12 protein-coding genes and 1 tRNA gene are annotated in these 14,123 nt (G+C 75.6%); 2 read left to right on the top strand and 11 right to left on the bottom strand.

Annotated features, from left to right (window positions below; all coding sequences use genetic code 11):
- Positions 1-22 precede the first annotated feature (22 nt).
- Genes EUS26_RS16915 through EUS26_RS07645 form a run of 4 tightly spaced genes read right to left on the bottom strand, consistent with a single transcriptional unit; the run spans position 23 to position 6,437 of the window.
- Positions 23-3,598 carry a DUF4011 domain-containing protein gene (locus EUS26_RS16915; protein ID WP_165368544.1) on the bottom strand — a complete coding sequence of 1,192 codons (3,576 nt, stop codon included), beginning with the start codon at positions 3,596-3,598 and terminating at the stop codon, positions 23-25.
- Between the two features lie 59 nt (positions 3,599-3,657).
- Positions 3,658-4,920, bottom strand: coding sequence for an MFS transporter (locus EUS26_RS07655; protein WP_130012792.1), 1,263 nt, complete (start codon positions 4,918-4,920; stop codon positions 3,658-3,660).
- A 57-nt stretch (positions 4,921-4,977) separates the two neighbouring features.
- Positions 4,978-5,322 carry a UBP-type zinc finger domain-containing protein gene (locus tag EUS26_RS07650; protein WP_130012790.1) on the bottom strand — a complete coding sequence of 115 codons (345 nt, stop codon included), beginning with the start codon at positions 5,320-5,322 and terminating at the stop codon, positions 4,978-4,980.
- Positions 5,323-5,375: 53 nt separating this feature from the next.
- Positions 5,376-6,437, bottom strand: a complete 1,062-nt coding sequence (locus EUS26_RS07645; RefSeq protein WP_165368543.1) for an FUSC family protein — start codon at positions 6,435-6,437, stop codon at positions 5,376-5,378.
- Positions 6,438-6,598: 161 nt separating this feature from the next.
- Between EUS26_RS07645 and EUS26_RS07640 the strand changes: the two genes are divergently transcribed.
- Complete coding sequence (locus tag EUS26_RS07640) at positions 6,599-7,075, top strand: GyrI-like domain-containing protein (protein ID WP_165368542.1); 477 nt, start codon at positions 6,599-6,601, stop codon at positions 7,073-7,075.
- 56 nt (positions 7,076-7,131) lie between these two features.
- On the opposite strand, the gene EUS26_RS07635 is transcribed toward EUS26_RS07640, so the two are convergent.
- The 3 genes from EUS26_RS07635 to EUS26_RS07625 form a co-directional block, all read right to left on the bottom strand.
- On the bottom strand, positions 7,132-7,743 hold the full coding sequence (locus EUS26_RS07635; RefSeq protein WP_130012784.1) for a hypothetical protein: 612 nt from the start codon (positions 7,741-7,743) through the stop codon (positions 7,132-7,134).
- A 119-nt stretch (positions 7,744-7,862) separates the two neighbouring features.
- A tRNA-Arg gene (locus tag EUS26_RS07630) sits at positions 7,863-7,935 on the bottom strand.
- A gap of 143 nt (positions 7,936-8,078) precedes the next feature.
- Complete coding sequence (locus EUS26_RS07625; RefSeq protein WP_130012782.1) at positions 8,079-8,543, bottom strand: SRPBCC family protein; 465 nt, start codon at positions 8,541-8,543, stop codon at positions 8,079-8,081.
- Between the two features lie 85 nt (positions 8,544-8,628).
- On the opposite strand from EUS26_RS07625, the gene EUS26_RS07620 reads away from it, so the two are divergent.
- Positions 8,629-9,096 carry an OsmC family protein gene (locus EUS26_RS07620; protein WP_130012780.1) on the top strand — a complete coding sequence of 156 codons (468 nt, stop codon included), beginning with the start codon at positions 8,629-8,631 and terminating at the stop codon, positions 9,094-9,096.
- Positions 9,097-9,099: 3 nt separating this feature from the next.
- Here EUS26_RS07620 and EUS26_RS07615 read toward each other — a convergent pair whose 3' ends face one another.
- From EUS26_RS07615 to EUS26_RS07600, 4 genes are all read right to left on the bottom strand, one after another.
- Entirely contained in the window at positions 9,100-11,901 is a 2,802-nt protein-coding gene (locus tag EUS26_RS07615; protein ID WP_130012778.1) for an AAA family ATPase, read from the bottom strand.
- Positions 11,898-13,169 carry a metallophosphoesterase family protein gene (locus EUS26_RS07610; protein WP_130012776.1) on the bottom strand — a complete coding sequence of 424 codons (1,272 nt, stop codon included), beginning with the start codon at positions 13,167-13,169 and terminating at the stop codon, positions 11,898-11,900. The genes EUS26_RS07615 and EUS26_RS07610 overlap by 4 nt, the downstream gene beginning before the upstream one ends.
- Positions 13,170-13,278: 109 nt before the next feature.
- On the bottom strand, positions 13,279-13,653 hold the full coding sequence (locus tag EUS26_RS07605; RefSeq protein ID WP_238148854.1) for a fluoride efflux transporter FluC: 375 nt from the start codon (positions 13,651-13,653) through the stop codon (positions 13,279-13,281).
- On the bottom strand, positions 13,650-14,069 hold the full coding sequence (locus EUS26_RS07600; RefSeq protein WP_130012774.1) for a fluoride efflux transporter FluC: 420 nt from the start codon (positions 14,067-14,069) through the stop codon (positions 13,650-13,652). Before EUS26_RS07600 ends, EUS26_RS07605 begins: the two co-directional genes overlap by 4 nt.
- Positions 14,070-14,123: the final 54 nt, after the last annotated feature.

The following is a 14,123-nucleotide window of genomic DNA, read 5'->3' as shown; positions in this document are numbered from 1 at the left end:
GCGGCACCCTCGGTCGCGCCCATCAGCGCCGCGGCTGCTCGCGCAGGGCGTGCAGGACCCGGGCGACCTCGCGCGCCGGGTCGGTGAAGACGTCCGTGGTGCGGACCCGGACGGGGCTCCAGCCCATCCTCGTCAGCTGCTCGTGGCGCAGGCGCACGTCGTCCCTGCCCGGGCCACCGGCGGCGCCCGGCCGGGAGTCGCCGTCGACGGCCACGGCGTAGCGCTGGGGGTCGTCCTCGGCGACGACGGCGAGGTCGACCGCGTGCGGTCCGTGGCCGACACCCTCCCGCACGTCCAGACCCTCGGCCCGCAGCCGGCGCACCAGCTCGGCGAGGACCGCCGAGTCGTGGCCGTGCTCCTCCGCGTCCGGCACCATGGCCCGGGCGATGATGCGCGCGCCGTGGCCGGTCGCCTCCGGCCACGCGTCGACCGGCGTCTCGGTCACGAGGTCGACGCTGCGCCGTGCCGCGGAGAGCACCGCGCCGGCGCTCTCCGGCGCGGCGACGCTCTCCGGCGAGGCCAGCCACACCACGCGGTCCCTCGTCTGCCCCGCCACCCGGTGGACCGGCAGCACGAGGAAGGCCTCGCTGTCCTGCTCGTCGTCGGAGAGCGAGGTCGGCAGGTCACCGCCGCGCATGGCCTGGCGCAGCGCGATCCCCGCGTCCTCGGCGCCGGCGTCGTCGTCGGTGACGAGGAGCAGGCTGCCCGGCCCGGACCGGGCGAGCTTGAGCACCAGCCGTACGGCCGTCTCGACCCGGATGCTGATGTGCCCCTGGACCACGTGCTCCCGCACGGCGGGGTGACGGTGCACGCCGGGGAAGGAGTGCACGGGCCGCGGCATGAGCGGGGCCAACGGCGCGACGAGACCCTGGTCGAGGGCGCGGTAGTGCACCGCCAGGTGGCGGACCGGCAGCACCCCCGACGCGTCCCGCAGCAGGGACGGCGCGGACGTCGTGCCCGGCGCCGCCTCGGCCCGCGGGTCGGCCACGACCGAGAAGTCACGGGGGCCCGGGCCACCGCTGTCGCCGACGATGAGCACCTGGCGGCCACGCGCCAGCGCCGGCGCCGACCGTGCCGTGGTCGTGCGCCCCGCGCGGTCGACGACCACCAGGTCCACCGTGAGGTCCGGCGGCAGGACCGCCGGCACCGCGAGCGGGCTGGTCAGCAGCACCGGGGCAGCGGCCAGCACGACGTCGGGGGCCCTGCTGATGATGTCGCGGGCGTCGACGGCGCCGACCCGGCTCGCGTCGAGCGCACGCTGCCAGGCACCGAGCTGGGAGGCGTGCCCGGTGAGCGTCCGCCGCAGCCGACGCAGCACCGCGCGCCGTGCGCGCAGCGCGTTGCGCTGCAGGTGGGCACGGTCCGCGGCGCGGAAGGACCGCTCGGCCTCCCGGACGGCCTCGCCGCCGACCTGCTGCGGCACGGAGTCGGAGGTCAGGTGGTCGAGCACCGAGCTGCGGTGCACGAAGCGCACCTCGGGCGCGACCCGGTCGGCGGGCACCCCGCGACGGGCCAGGTCGTCGACCAGCTCGCCGAGCCCACGCTCGCGCAGCGGCGCCAGCAGGGGGTGCGCCTGGGCGGCGACGACCGCGCGCTCGGCGCGCGCGTCGAGGCGCACGAGACGCTCCAGCACCGTGTCGAGGTGGGTGGTCGACAGCTCGTGACCGGCCGAGGTCCCGACCAGCACCTGCTCGAGCCAGGCGAGGTCCTCGCCCACGGGGGCGTGCGCGGCCAGCGCGTCGTCCCACCCCTCCGGCGCCGCGGGGCGGGCGGCCTTGCCGGCCACCTCCTCCCACTCGCGACGCTCGTCGCGGGCCATCCGCACCCGGTGGGCGAGGTCCGGCGGCGGGGTGCCGGGACGCAGCTGCTGGCGCACCTGTCGACGCAGCCGGGCGCGCGCCACCGCGCCGGGGCGCTGCTCCACGGCGTCACGGTCCGCGGTCGCGGCGACCATGTCGTCCAGCGGCGCGTCGTAGATGCTCGGGGAGAAGTGGTCGAGGGTCTCGCTCGCCCGCGCGACCAGGCCCAGCCGGTGCGCCCACTGCGCGAGGGTGGCGGGCGGCGGCATGCCCGCGGTCCGGCAGACGGCGTCGGCCTGCTCGCGCGCCGTGCTGAACTCCCCGGCGACCAGTCGCCCCACGATCTCGGTGGCCCGGGCGGCGTCGTCCTCGCTGGTCAGGCGCGCGGCATACCAGGGGTCCTCGGTGCGGGCCGCCGACCAGGCGCCGCAGTCGGCCGCCTCGATGAGGGCGTCGGTGACCGCGGAGAGCTCCTCCTCGGGGAGCTCACCGAGGACGTCGAGCGGCAGCCGCACCCGGGAGGCCGGCGGGTGGTCGAGGGTGGCGAGCGCGGCGAGGTCGTCCTCGGTGCGCGCCAGGCTCAGCGCCCAGGGCGCGTGCTCACGGTGCAGCACCTCCTGCTCGCGGCGCAGCACCGAGAGGGCGTCGGCGCGGGCCGGCAGCGGGTCGGGGCCGAGGTCCGGCTCGTCCTCGCCCGGCAGGTGGTCGAGGGTATGCCGCACCCGGGCCAGCGTCTGCCGCATCGAGGCGGGGTCCTCGGCCAGGTGGAGGCACAGGTCTCCCAGCCCGACGTGCTCGAGGCGCCGCTGCAGGGCCTGCAGGGAGGTGCGGTCCTCCGAGCAGACCATGACCGTGCGGCCCTCCGAGAGCGCACCGACCACGACGTTGGCGATCGTCTGGGTCGCGCCGGTGCCCGCCGGGGTGTCGAGCACGAGGTTGCCCCCGTGGGACACCTCGTCGACGACCAGCCGCTGGGAGGCGTCCGCGTCCAGGGCGCTGAGCTCCCGGGCCGGGTCGTCGGCCCGCTGGGGGTCCGGCGAGGAGGGGGGCAGCTGCACGTCCGCTCCCGCCAGCGCCGCGACGACGTCGTGGGTGGCGAGCGGCTCGGGGTCGCCGGTGTAGGAGGTGACCAGGGGCAGCTTGGCCCAGGGGAAGGTGCTGATGACCATCTGCGGCCCGATGGCGAACCCGGCCATCTCGACGCAGATGTCCTCCAGCGCCCGGTACGTCAACCGGGGGTCGAAGCCGTGGCTCTGCGCGGACAGCCCGGCCAGCAGCGCCGGGTCGGGCTGCAGGTGGGCCTCGCTGCGCAGGTAGTGCTCGAGGACCGGGTTGAAGACGACGTCCTCGTGCAGCTCGAGGACGAAGTCGGAGTGCGCGGCGTCGGTGGGGGTGATGGTGCAGGCCCGCAGCAGGACGGGCGCGCGCGGCGGCACCGGCACCCGGTGCAGCGTCCAGGTCGCGAGCCCGATGGCGAGGAAGCTGGTCTCCAGGCCGTGCTCGCGGCGCATCTCGGTGACCTTGTCGCGGATGCCGCCGAGCCGGCGGGCCGCGTCGGTGAAGGCCACCTGCTCGCGGACCAGGTCCGACAACGGGGTGGGGCGCCCCGACAGCAGCTTGGCGACCCCGCCGGGGTGGGCGAGGTTGAGGTCGAAGGTGCCGGTGAGGGAGGTGCGGTGCCACAGCAGCGTGTTGGCGCCGCCGAGCTCGGCGACCTCGTGGCGCCAGCGCGTGCGGGCACGCTGGACGGCCTCGACACGGGACTCGTCGAGGGTGTTCGGGGGGCGCAGCGAGCTCACCGACACAGGCTAACGACTCCCGGACGTCACGCCGTCCTCCGCCACACCTCGCCGGGGGGCTACACCCCTACCGGGCGGCGCTCGTGCTCGCCCCGCGCCACCGTGTACGCCGCGAGCCCGGCCGCGGCGAGCGCGGCGACCGCGCAGAGCACGGCATACCCGAAGACGTCCATGACGACCCCGGCCAGGGCGCCGCCGAGGGCGGCCGTGAGCCCCATGACGAGGTCGGCGGCCCCCTGCACCGAGGCACGGTCCTGGACGGGCACGGCTCCCGCGACGGTGCCGGACCCGGCCACGAAGGTGCAGGACCACCCCAGGCCGAGCAGCACCAGCCCCGCGGTGAGGCCCGCGGAGAAACCGTCCTGGCTCAGGGCCGACAGGGCGCAGGCCAGCACCAGCAGGCCGACGCCGAGAAGGACGACGGGGCGCGCCCCGAGGCGGTCGGTGAGCTGGCCGGTGACGGGGGCGAGGCCGTACATCCCGAGGATGTGCAGGCTGATGACCAGCCCGATGAGCTCGATCTCGGCCTGCCCGTGCCGCATGTGCAGCGGGGTCATGACCATGACCGACACCATGACGACGTGCCCGACGGTGACGGCCGAGGTGGCCCACAGCGCCGTGGGGGTGGCCGCGATGATCCGCAGCCCGTCGGCCACGTTGCCCTGCCGCCCCGGCGGGCGGTCGGTGTCCACCCCGGCGAGCCGGCGGGCGGTCAGCAACGGGTCGGGGCGCAGCGCGAGGTGCAGCAGCAGCGCGGCCAGGAGGAAACCGGTGCAGGAGAACACCCAGGCACCGGCGAGCGGGGGCAGCCCGAGCGCGCCGGCGACGGCCTTGCCGGGCCCCACCATGTTCGGCCCGAGGACCGAGCCGATGGTCGTCGCCCAGACCACCCAGCTGAGCTGTCGCCCCCGGCGCTCGGGGACGGCGAGATCGGTCGCGGCATACCGGGCCTGGCTGTTGGCGGTGGTCGAGGCGCCGAAGAGGGTGGTGCCGACGAGCAGCAGCCAGAAGGCCCCGACCGTGGTGGCGGTGATGGCCAGCGCGGCCCCGACCCCGCCGACGAGGTAGGCGGCGGCGAGCCCCGCGCGGCGGCCGCGTCGCCCCATGAGCGCGGCCACCGGGATGGTGAAGAGCGCTCCGCCGAGGACCTGCGTGGTCGTCGCGAGGCCGGACAGCGCGTCGCGGCCGCTGACGTCCGCGGCGACGATCGCGCCGACGGCGATGCCGCTGGCCACCCCGATGCCGCCCAGGGTCTGGCTGCCCATCAGGGTCAGCACGGTGCGCGACTGCACCGCGGTGGTGTCGTTCCCCGGCTCGCTCATGCGAGCACTATCGCAGGACCGGGCACGGCCGCCGGTGCGGCCTCCTGCCCGGCCGGGTCACCCGAGGCGGGCGCGCCAGTCCGGTGGCACCGCACCGGCGGGGCCGGGCACGGGTTGGTCCACCGGTCTGCTCGTGGGCGCGGCCAGCTGCGGCCCGGGCACGACCGCACCCTGGCCGTAGTCCCAGAACCAGTCCTCGCCGGGCTCGAAGCTCTGCACGACGGGGTGCCCGGTACCGCGCGCGTGGGCGGTGGCGTGCCGTGCGGGCGAGGAGTCGCAGCACCCGACGTGCCCGCAGCGCGCGCACCGTCGCAGGTGGACCCACCAGCCGCCGCCCTCCAGGCACTCCACGCACCCGGTGCCGCTGGGCGGGACCGTGGTGTCGATCGCCTCGCTGCTCATGCCGCCTCCCGCTCGTGGGGTCACCGAGGTCCCAGGGTATGCCCGTGGGCGCGTCAGCGGGGCCGGACGACCGAGGAGGTCGCCACGTCGTCGACGATGGTGATGACGGCACGCGCCATCTCGATGAGCCCGCCGTAGAGCGGCCAGCGAAGATCGGGCAGCCCCTTGTCGGACAGGTCCGACGCCAGCCGGTCGGCCCGCACGCGGAGCTCCTGGACCTCGGCCTCCGGGTCCTCGATGCGGTGACCCAGCTCGTCGAGCAGCTCGATGAACGGGTCGCGGAAGGCGGGGTCCCACTCCTCCGCGACCAGCGCGGACTCGTAGACGAGCCGGGCCATCCCGCGCACCTGCGCGATCCCCTCCTCCAGCCGGCCGAGGACCCGCGACAGCTCCTCGCTGCTGGACGCGCGCCGGCGCCGCGGGTTGCCCCAGACGCTCTCCCGCGCCTCGTAGACCAGACCCCAGGCGGTGTCGAGCCGCCGGTCCAGGGTGCGGGTGCGGTCCACCCAGTCACCGGTGAGCTGCTCGTCCGCTCGCTCGCGCAGCCCCGCCGCCATGTCCCGCAGCAGCCGGCCGAGACCCTGGTCGATCTCCTCGACCTGCTGCCGGGCACTCTCGTCCCGCAGCGGGGCGGCCGCCACCGTGTTGACGACGAGGGCCACCGCCACGCCGATGGCGGTCGCGCCCAACCGGTCCCCCAGACCGCTCCAGCTGGTGTCGGTGGAAGCGGTGATGACGAAGAGCACGGTGGTCGCGACGGTCAGGCCCTCGTCGCGCAGCAGCCCGACCCGGGCGAAGACCATGGCGAACAGCAGCGCGATCCCCAGGGTGACGGCACCGTGGCCGCCCACCTGGACCGCGAGGAAGCTCAGCACGACACCGACCGAGGTGGCCACCACCGCCTGCATCCCGCGGGAGAGGGTGCGGTAGACGGTGGCGTGGACGGTGAGCAGCGCCGTCCAGGGAGCCAGGAAGGCCTGGTCGAGGCCGAGCAGCATGTCGGCGATGAGCCAGGCCGCCACCGCCGCGAGCACGCTCTTGAGGATCTGGACCAGGTCGCTACGGACGTCGGGACGGCTGAGCCAGCGCCGCACGCGCTGAGGACGGGTGGGCATGGGCATGACTATGACATCCGGGGATGGACCTCACCACCACGGATGCCACCGGATGGACCGGCCGCCTCACCACGCGGTGTCCCCCATGGGTGGGTGCAGGGCCCGCTACGGTGTTCCCGGCCGCGCACACCGTGGTCGGCGACCGACCCGAGAGGACGAGCATGACCGAGCAGACCCCCGCCCTGGTGACCGTCGAGCCGCGGCACGTCGCTGTCGTCACCGGGCTCGGACTCCCGGCGGAGCAGGTACGGGACTTCTTCGACAGCGCCTTCCGGACCATGGGCCTGCAGCTGGAGAGGCAGCACCTGCAGCCGACCGGGCCCGCCTTCGCCTGGTTCCTCACCCCGCCCGGTGAGACGACCGACGTGCAGGTCGGGCACGAGGTCGACGCGGCCTTCATCCCCACGGCCCCGGTCGACACCCTGCAGCTGCCGGGCGGGCGCGCCGTGCAGCTCGTCCACGAGGGGTCCTACGACGACCTCGGCCGGTCCTGGCAGCGGGTGGTCGACTGGGTCCGGCAGGAGGGGCTGGACGCCGAGGGAGGGATGCTCGAGGAGTACCTCACCGAGCCCGGGCCGGACGCCGACCCGGGCTCCCTGCGCACCCGGCTCAACTGGTTCGTCACCCGGGCGGAGTGACGACCTCGGGAGGCACCGCCTGACCACGTGGCCCTCGCACCGGGGGCGGCTTCAGGTCAGCCGGTGGTGTCGTCCTCGTCGACCTCCCGGCGCTGGCGCACGACGGCGAAGGTCGCCGCCCCCAGGACGAGGCCGGCCGCGACGGTGGCGATGGTCGTCGCCGTGCTCCCGAGCAGCTCGGCGAGGAGCACGCGGCTCTGGGACGTCGGGTCGGCCAGCACCACGGCGACGAAGGTGGCCACCAGCGCCGTGGCCAGGACCCCCGGCACGCGCTGCCAGCGGCCGGTCAGCCCCAGGCGCCTGCGCAGCAGCCGACCGGCCTTGAGGATCCGACCGGCCCGGATCAACCGCAGCGCACCGACGACCCGGAGCAGCCGCAGCAGCTGGACCGGGCCCACGGCGAGGACCACCGCCAGCACGACGGCGACGGTGAGCAGGATCAGCCACCAGTTCCGCCGGACCCACGACCGCTTGTCCGAGGCGACGACGAACAGGATCACCGTCTCGGCGAGGAGCACCCCGCCGGTGAGCCAGTTGGTGACGGCACCCACGGTGGCGTAGGGGTCGTCCAGGAGCGTGAGGAAGACCGCCGGGACCGAGGCCAGAGCCGCCACGATCACGGGGAGCGCCAGGCGCTCTTCCCACTCCGCCTCGCGGTCGCGGCTCATCGACTGCCTCCTGCGCTCGTCGGCCGCGTGGCCGCGCATCCGTGCCGGGCACGGGCCCACCGCGACCTGCGGGGTCGGGCGCCCCCGACCGAGGTCCCCCGGGGGCTGATCGCACGACGTGCCCCCGGCAGGATTCGAACCTGCGACACCCGCTTTAGGAGAGCGGTGCTCTATCCCCTGAGCTACGAGGGCGGACCGGTGAGCCGCACCGGAACCTCCCCATGATCTCACGCCTGCGAGCGCGGCCCGGGTCCGGCCGGGACGGATGCGGGCGTGGCCGCACGCGCGACGCCCGCCGCGCGGGAGCGCGGCGGGCGTCGGGTGTGTGGCGGGTCTCAGCCGGTGGTGGCTGCCGCGAGGTTGCCGAGGCTGGTCTCCATCTCGTCCTCGGAGACGAGGGGGAAGCTGACCTTCTTGAGCAGCTCCTTGTCGGTGACCTTGCTCCAGTCGTAGGTCAGGCGGACCTCGGTCTGGTCCGGACCCTGCGGCGTCAGCTCCCAGACCCACTCCCACCCGGGCGGGTCGGTGTCGGCCGGCGCGGTCTGCCAGGCAACCAGCTTGTCCTTGTCGTAGCCGGTGACGTGGTTGTCGGTCTGGTAGTCGCCACCCATGTGGTCACCCGTCATGTTCATCCGGAACGTCTGCCCGGTGGAGGTGATGCGGTCGCCCTGGTCGACGGACTGGACGAAGCCGGAGCCGTCGATGGCGACGTGGTTGTCCGGCAGGGTGAGCACCTCGAAGACGTTCTTGGCGGAGGCGTCGATGGTGCGGCTGACGGTGATGCTCGTCTGATCTGTCATGCCCATGACGCTAACGAGCCGCCGGGGCTGACGCGACCCGAGACCGTCCCGGGCGGCGGATCCTCCGGCGTGGGAGGCTGACGTCATGGCGACGCACACCTACGCGTTGGAGCTCACGTGGACGGGTGACCGGGGCACGGGGACGACCGGCTACCGCGACTACGACCGCTCGGTGCTCGCCCGCGGCGCGGGCCTGCCGGATCTCGAGCTGTCGGCCGACCGCGCCTTCCGGGGGGACCGGTCCCGGTGGAACCCCGAGGTGCTGCTGGTCGCGGCGCTCAGCGAGTGCCACCTGCTGTCGTTCCTGCACGTCGCCGTCACCCGGGGCGTCACGGTCGTGGGCTACGAGGACACCCCCGTGGGCACCATGGAGCAGTCGGGCCTGGGCGGTCACTTCACCGAGGTCCTGCTGAGACCGGTCGTCACGGTGGCGGACGCCGCCCACGTGGGTCTGGTGCCGGAGCTGCACGAGACGGCGGGCGAGGCCTGCTTCATCGCCTCGTCGGTGAACTTCCCGGTGCGTCACGCACCCACGACGCGGGTGGCGGGCTGACCCTCAGGAGGCGGCGAGCCGCACCGTGTGGGCGTCGGGGATCGCGGCGTAGCGGTCCGGGGTGCAGGTCAGCAGGATGACCTGGGCGTCCTCACCGGCCGTGCCGCGGGCCAGGGCGAACACCCGGCCCATCTGCTGCAGGCGGCGGGGGTCGGAGTAGCCCAGCGCGTCGTCGATGACGACCGGCACCCCCTGCGCCGGGTCCACCAGGTGGGCGACCGCTATCCGGGCGAGGATGCCGAGCTGCTCCTTGGCGCCGCCCGACAGCTCCTCGAAGGGCACCGTGGTGCCCTCGAGCGTGCGCGAGCGCACGGTGAGCCGCTCGTCGACGGTGACCGCGAAGCTCGGGCCGTAGACCTGACGGCCCAGCCGTTCCAGGGCGACGGTGAAGGGGCGGACGTAGGCCCGGTGGGCGGACTCCCGGTGCTCGTGCAGGGTGCTGCGCAGGTGACGCACGGCTCGCGCCCGGCGGTCCAGACCCGCGAGACGCCGCTCGGCGTCGTCCAGCGCCGCCTCGGCCAGGGAGTAGAGCTCCTGCCGCCCCTCGCCGGCGGCCAGCTCCACCTGCCCGGTGAGGGTATGCAGCAGCTCGCGCGACCGGTCGAGCTCGCCCCGCGCCACGCTCAGCGCCTCGTGGGCGGCCCGCACGCGCGCGGTCAGAGCAGGGACGTCCGCCCCCCGCACCGCCTCGTCGGCGAGCCGCGCCGCCCCCAGCGCTGCGTCCAGCTCCGCCTGCCGGACCCTGACCTGCTCGACGAGCTCGGCGTCCGGCTGCTCGGACCGTTCGCGGAGCAGGAGCTGCTCCTCCTGGTCCAGGCGCGACCGCTCGCTGGCGAGCTGCCCGTCCAGCCGGTCGAGGGCGGCGCTCACCGCAGCAGCCCGCTCCCGCGCCGAGACGGCCGTCGCGGATGCGGCCCGACGCGCCTCGCGCGCCTCCCGCACCTGGCGACCGGCTGCACGTTCGGCGTCCGCGGCGGCCTGCGCGTCCGCGGCGGCGTGCGCGTCCGCGTCTCCGGGCTGCTGCTCACGCACCCCGGTGGCCGAGGTGTCGCTGGCCTGGTCCGCCACCTCCGCCTCGAGGTCGCGCACCCGCTCACGACACGTCGCCAGCCGGTCCAGCAGGGTCGCCGGCACCTCTCCCGAGACGACGGCCTCCCGCTGGCCGTGGCCGGTGACTCCGTGCGCGGCGAGCACCGAGGTCAGGTCGCGCTCGGCCTGGCGCAGCCGCTCGGCCGCCTCCGCCGTGGCGTCGGCCCGGGTCGAGACCTCGGCGACGCCGGTGCAGCCCAGATCGCCCAGCGCCGCCTCGAGAGCGGCGCGGGCCTGCTCGAGCTCGGCCCGGCGGCGAGGCGCGTCGGGCGAGCGCACGACCACCCGGGCGGCTCCCGGGACGAGCACCTCGAGGTCGTCGGTGGCGCTCGTCTCGGTCCGCGCCCCGGGCTCGACGTCGGTCCGGCCCGGGGTCGCGGCGCCCGAGGGGCTCGCAGAGGTCGCGGGGCCCAGGCTGACCCCGGGGGCGAACGCCTCGACCAGCACCGACGCGCTGGCGGCCTGGTGGCGGGCCTCGAGCACCTCGACCTCCTGCGCCATCCGCTCGACCTGGCGCCGCTGCGCCTCGGAGACCGGCACACGGGGCCTGCGGTCACGTGCCTCGCGCACGCCCCGCAGCTGCTCATCCAGGTCGCGGACGAGCTGCTCGAGCCCGCGCAGCTCCGCGCGACCTCGACCCAGCAGGAGGCGCCGTTCCACCAGCTCACGAGCCGCGCGGGCCTGGTCCAGGAGCTCCTCGGCCGACTCCACGACGCCGTCGGCGGCCACCAGCCCCTCCTGGGAGGACACCAGCGCGGTCTGCGCCGCCTCACCCTCCGCGCCGAGGTCTGCCCGCCGCTGCTCGTGCCCCGCGACCACGTCGGCCAGGTGCGCCAGCCCCTCGAGACGCTGCTGGCGGCGCCGGTGGGCGTGCTGCGCCGACTCGAGGGCCTCCCGGGCGCGACCCCACCGGGCCGCGGCCCGCTCCTGGGCCGCCACGAGCCCCGCGACCTCCGCGGCGGCGTCCTCCTGCGTGCGCAGGTGGGCCTCGGCGACGGCGACCTCCTCCTCGGCGCGTCCCGCGGCGTGCCGGGCCCGCTCCTGGCGGCCCAGCAGGTCCTCGACCTCGACCATCCGCCGGTGCGCCTCGGCCACCTCGGTCTGGGCCAGGTGGTAGGCCTCGATGGCGGTGCGGTAATCACCGGTGGGACGCCCGGTGCGCTCGGTGAAGTACCGGAGGTACTCCTCCTCCACGAGCCCCAGAACCTGCTCCCCGTCACCGTCGTGCAGGTGGGCGTCGGCCGCGGTGTCCAGGGCCTCCTGCAGGACACCGCTGGACATGAGCGGCACCAGCGTCCCGTCGTCGGACTGGGCCAGGCGCAGCGCGTCCCACAGGGTGGTGTCGAGGTGGGCGACGAGCTGCTCCAGGCGGGCCTGGGCGGCCGACCCGGTGAGCTGCTCGGGACGCTCGCCGAGGACCTCGAGCTCGGTGCGCGGGCTGCGCAGCCACTGCTTGGCGAGCCGCACCCGGACGCCGCCGATGGTGAGCTCGGCCTCGACGAACGGGCCCACGTCACGCCCGATGGGCTGCAGGGCCTGCGCCCTGGCGCTGCGGGACGTGGCCTTGAGGTCGAGCAGGCGGTCGAAGGCCTCCAGCAGGGTCGACTTGCCGATCTCGTTGGGCCCCTCGATGACGACCACGCCGCGCTCGGGCATCTCGACCGTGCGCTCGGCGACCCCGCGCACGTCCCGCAGGGTGATCCGGTGCAGCCTCACGACCTGCTCCTGCTGAGCCGGTAGAGCAGCGACAACGCGTCGCGGGCGCTCTCGTCGTCGTCGGCCCGGCCGACGACGAACCCGGCAGCGGCGGCCGACACACCGCCGTCACCGGCGCGGGCACTCCGCGCACTCGTGGCGGACGGCTCCGCCACCGGTGCCCCTTCCCGCGCCGGGGACCCGGCGCCGGCCTGCTCCTGCATCTGGTCGACCGCCGTCGCGAGGTAGCCCCCCAGACCGAGCTCACGCCATACCTCGTCGTCGGAGACGACCACGACCTGCCGGTGCTGCTCGCGCTCGACCAGCGCCCCGAGGTGGTCGCGGTGACGCTCCCGCAGCTCCTCGAGCCGGGCGTGCTGCGCGACGGTGAGGGTGCCGCGCAGGTTGAGGAAGAGGACGGTGCGCTCCTTGGGGTCGAGGGCCCGCAGCTCGTCGTCCAGCGCGTCCAGGTCGGGGTCCCCGTCGACCTCCCGCTCGAGCACGAGGAAGCGCCACGTCGCGACGTGGTGCGCCACCACCCGCACGCGGTCGCCCTGCGGGCGCCCCGGGTCGACGTCGACCACGAGCACGTGACCCGGGTCGACCTCCGACTCCCGGGTCGGCTCCGGCGCGCCCGGGTAGGCGATGTCGTCGCGGCCGGCGACCGCGGTGCGCGAGTGCCGGTCGCCCAGCGCGACGTAGTGGATGCGGCCCTCGTCCAGCGCGGCCGAGAGGGGCGACGTGCGGATGGTCGCGGCGTCGCGCCACTGGGGGTCGTAGTCGTCGACGCCGCCGTGACCGACGAGCACCCGCGCGACGCCGTCGGGGGCGGGCCCCTCCGGCAGCCCGTCGAGGACCTCGCCCACCAGGTCGCGACCGGGGTGCTTGCTCTCCCAGGGAGCCGCCACCAGCTCCAGCCCCGGCGCCACCGCGTGCACCCCGGCGGTGCCCAGCACGTGCACGTGCGGGGGGCACTCCTGCACGAAGACGTCGGAGCGGTAGACCGAGGCCGCGTCCAGCGGGTCGTGGTTGCCGGGCAGGAGGTAGACGGGCACCGGCACCGCCCTCAGCGCCTCCAGGGCTCGGCGCACCGTCTGGCCGGTGAGGTGGTTGCTCTCGAACACGTCGCCGCTGACCACGACCAGGTCGCACTCCTGCTGCGCCGCTACCCGCCCGACGGCGCGGATCGCCTCCACCCGCGCCGCGCTGAAGCGGGCCTGCGCCTCGGGCTCCAGGAAGCGGCGGGTCAGGCCGATCTGCCAGTCAGCCGTGTGCAGCAGGCGCACCATCTCGCCGCCCTCCTCTCGCCTCCGGTCGGGATGTGGTTCCCACCGTAGGAGAGCGCACCGACAGACCTCGGCAGCCGGGGGTCGTGTCGGCGATCCGGCGCCGGGCGTCTCACCCGCCGAGGAGCGCCGCCGTCACCGCCCGGGCGAGCAGGGCCGCCAGGACGCCCAGGGCCAGGGTGAGGCCGAGGTATGCCGCCGCCCGGCCCGGTGAGCGCCGGCCGAGCTGCCAGGTGTGCACCGCGAGGGTGCTCCAGGTGGTCAGCGCCCCGCACAGCCCGGTGCCGAGGAGCAGGAACAGCCAGGGGGCGAGCACGCCGGACAGACCCACGAGGACGCCCAGCGCCGCCGCCCCCACGACGTTGACCAGCAGCACCCCGCGCACCGGCCCCAGGGGAGGCCGCGAGGCGAGGTGCCGCAGCACCGCGCCGACGGCCCCTCCCACGGCCACGCAGAGCACCGCCGCGAGCCCGGGCACCCCGGTCACCGGGCGACCCGCCGCAGGGCCGCTCCCCCGGCCAGCGCGGCCGCGCCGACGCACAGCAGGGCCGTGGCGAGCAGGTAGACCAGGGCGGTCGCCGGCGAGACCGCCCCGAGGACGGCCACCTGCACGGCATACGTCGAGAAGGTCGTGAAGCCGCCGAGCAGCCCGGTGCCCACCCCCGGGCGCACCCACGGGGCGTGCCCGACCCGGTCGTCGTGCACCACGAGCCACGCCAGGGCGGCGCTGCCCAGCACGTTGACGAGCAGCGTGGCCCACGGCCACCCGCCCTGGTCGACCTGCGGCACCACCGCGGCCTCCGCCCCCCACCGCAGCAGCGCCCCCACCGCTCCCCCGGCCGCGACCGCCACGAGGGTCCTCGGGTGCAGGGGGTGCCGTCGGGAGCCGGTGGACGAGGACACGGGCCGACCCTACCCGCGGCCGTACACTGGGCGGCATGGATCGACCGTGCTCTG

Origin of the sequence: Serinicoccus sediminis (assembly GCF_004153545.1) — a bacterium.
GTDB lineage: Bacteria > Actinomycetota > Actinomycetes > Actinomycetales > Dermatophilaceae > Ornithinicoccus > Ornithinicoccus sediminis_A.
This window is presented reverse-complemented; position numbering and strand designations above follow the sequence as displayed.

Bases quoted from the DNA above. Each gene is read 5' to 3' on its own strand.
- EUS26_RS07655 (WP_130012792.1), bottom strand. From the start codon at position 4,920: ATGAGCGAGCCGGGGAACGACACCACCGCGGTGCAGTCGCGCACCGTG.
- EUS26_RS07650 (WP_130012790.1), bottom strand. From the start codon at position 5,322: ATGAGCAGCGAGGCGATCGACACCACGGTCCCGCCCAGCGGCACCGGG.
- EUS26_RS07645 (WP_165368543.1), bottom strand. From the start codon at position 6,437: ATGCCCACCCGTCCTCAGCGCGTGCGGCGCTGGCTCAGCCGTCCCGAC.
- EUS26_RS07640 (WP_165368542.1), top strand. From the start codon at position 6,599: ATGACCGAGCAGACCCCCGCCCTGGTGACCGTCGAGCCGCGGCACGTC.
- EUS26_RS07635 (WP_130012784.1), bottom strand. From the start codon at position 7,743: ATGAGCCGCGACCGCGAGGCGGAGTGGGAAGAGCGCCTGGCGCTCCCC.
- EUS26_RS07625 (WP_130012782.1), bottom strand. From the start codon at position 8,543: ATGACAGATCAGACGAGCATCACCGTCAGCCGCACCATCGACGCCTCC.
- EUS26_RS07620 (WP_130012780.1), top strand. From the start codon at position 8,629: ATGGCGACGCACACCTACGCGTTGGAGCTCACGTGGACGGGTGACCGG.
- EUS26_RS07610 (WP_130012776.1), bottom strand. From the start codon at position 13,169: ATGGTGCGCCTGCTGCACACGGCTGACTGGCAGATCGGCCTGACCCGC.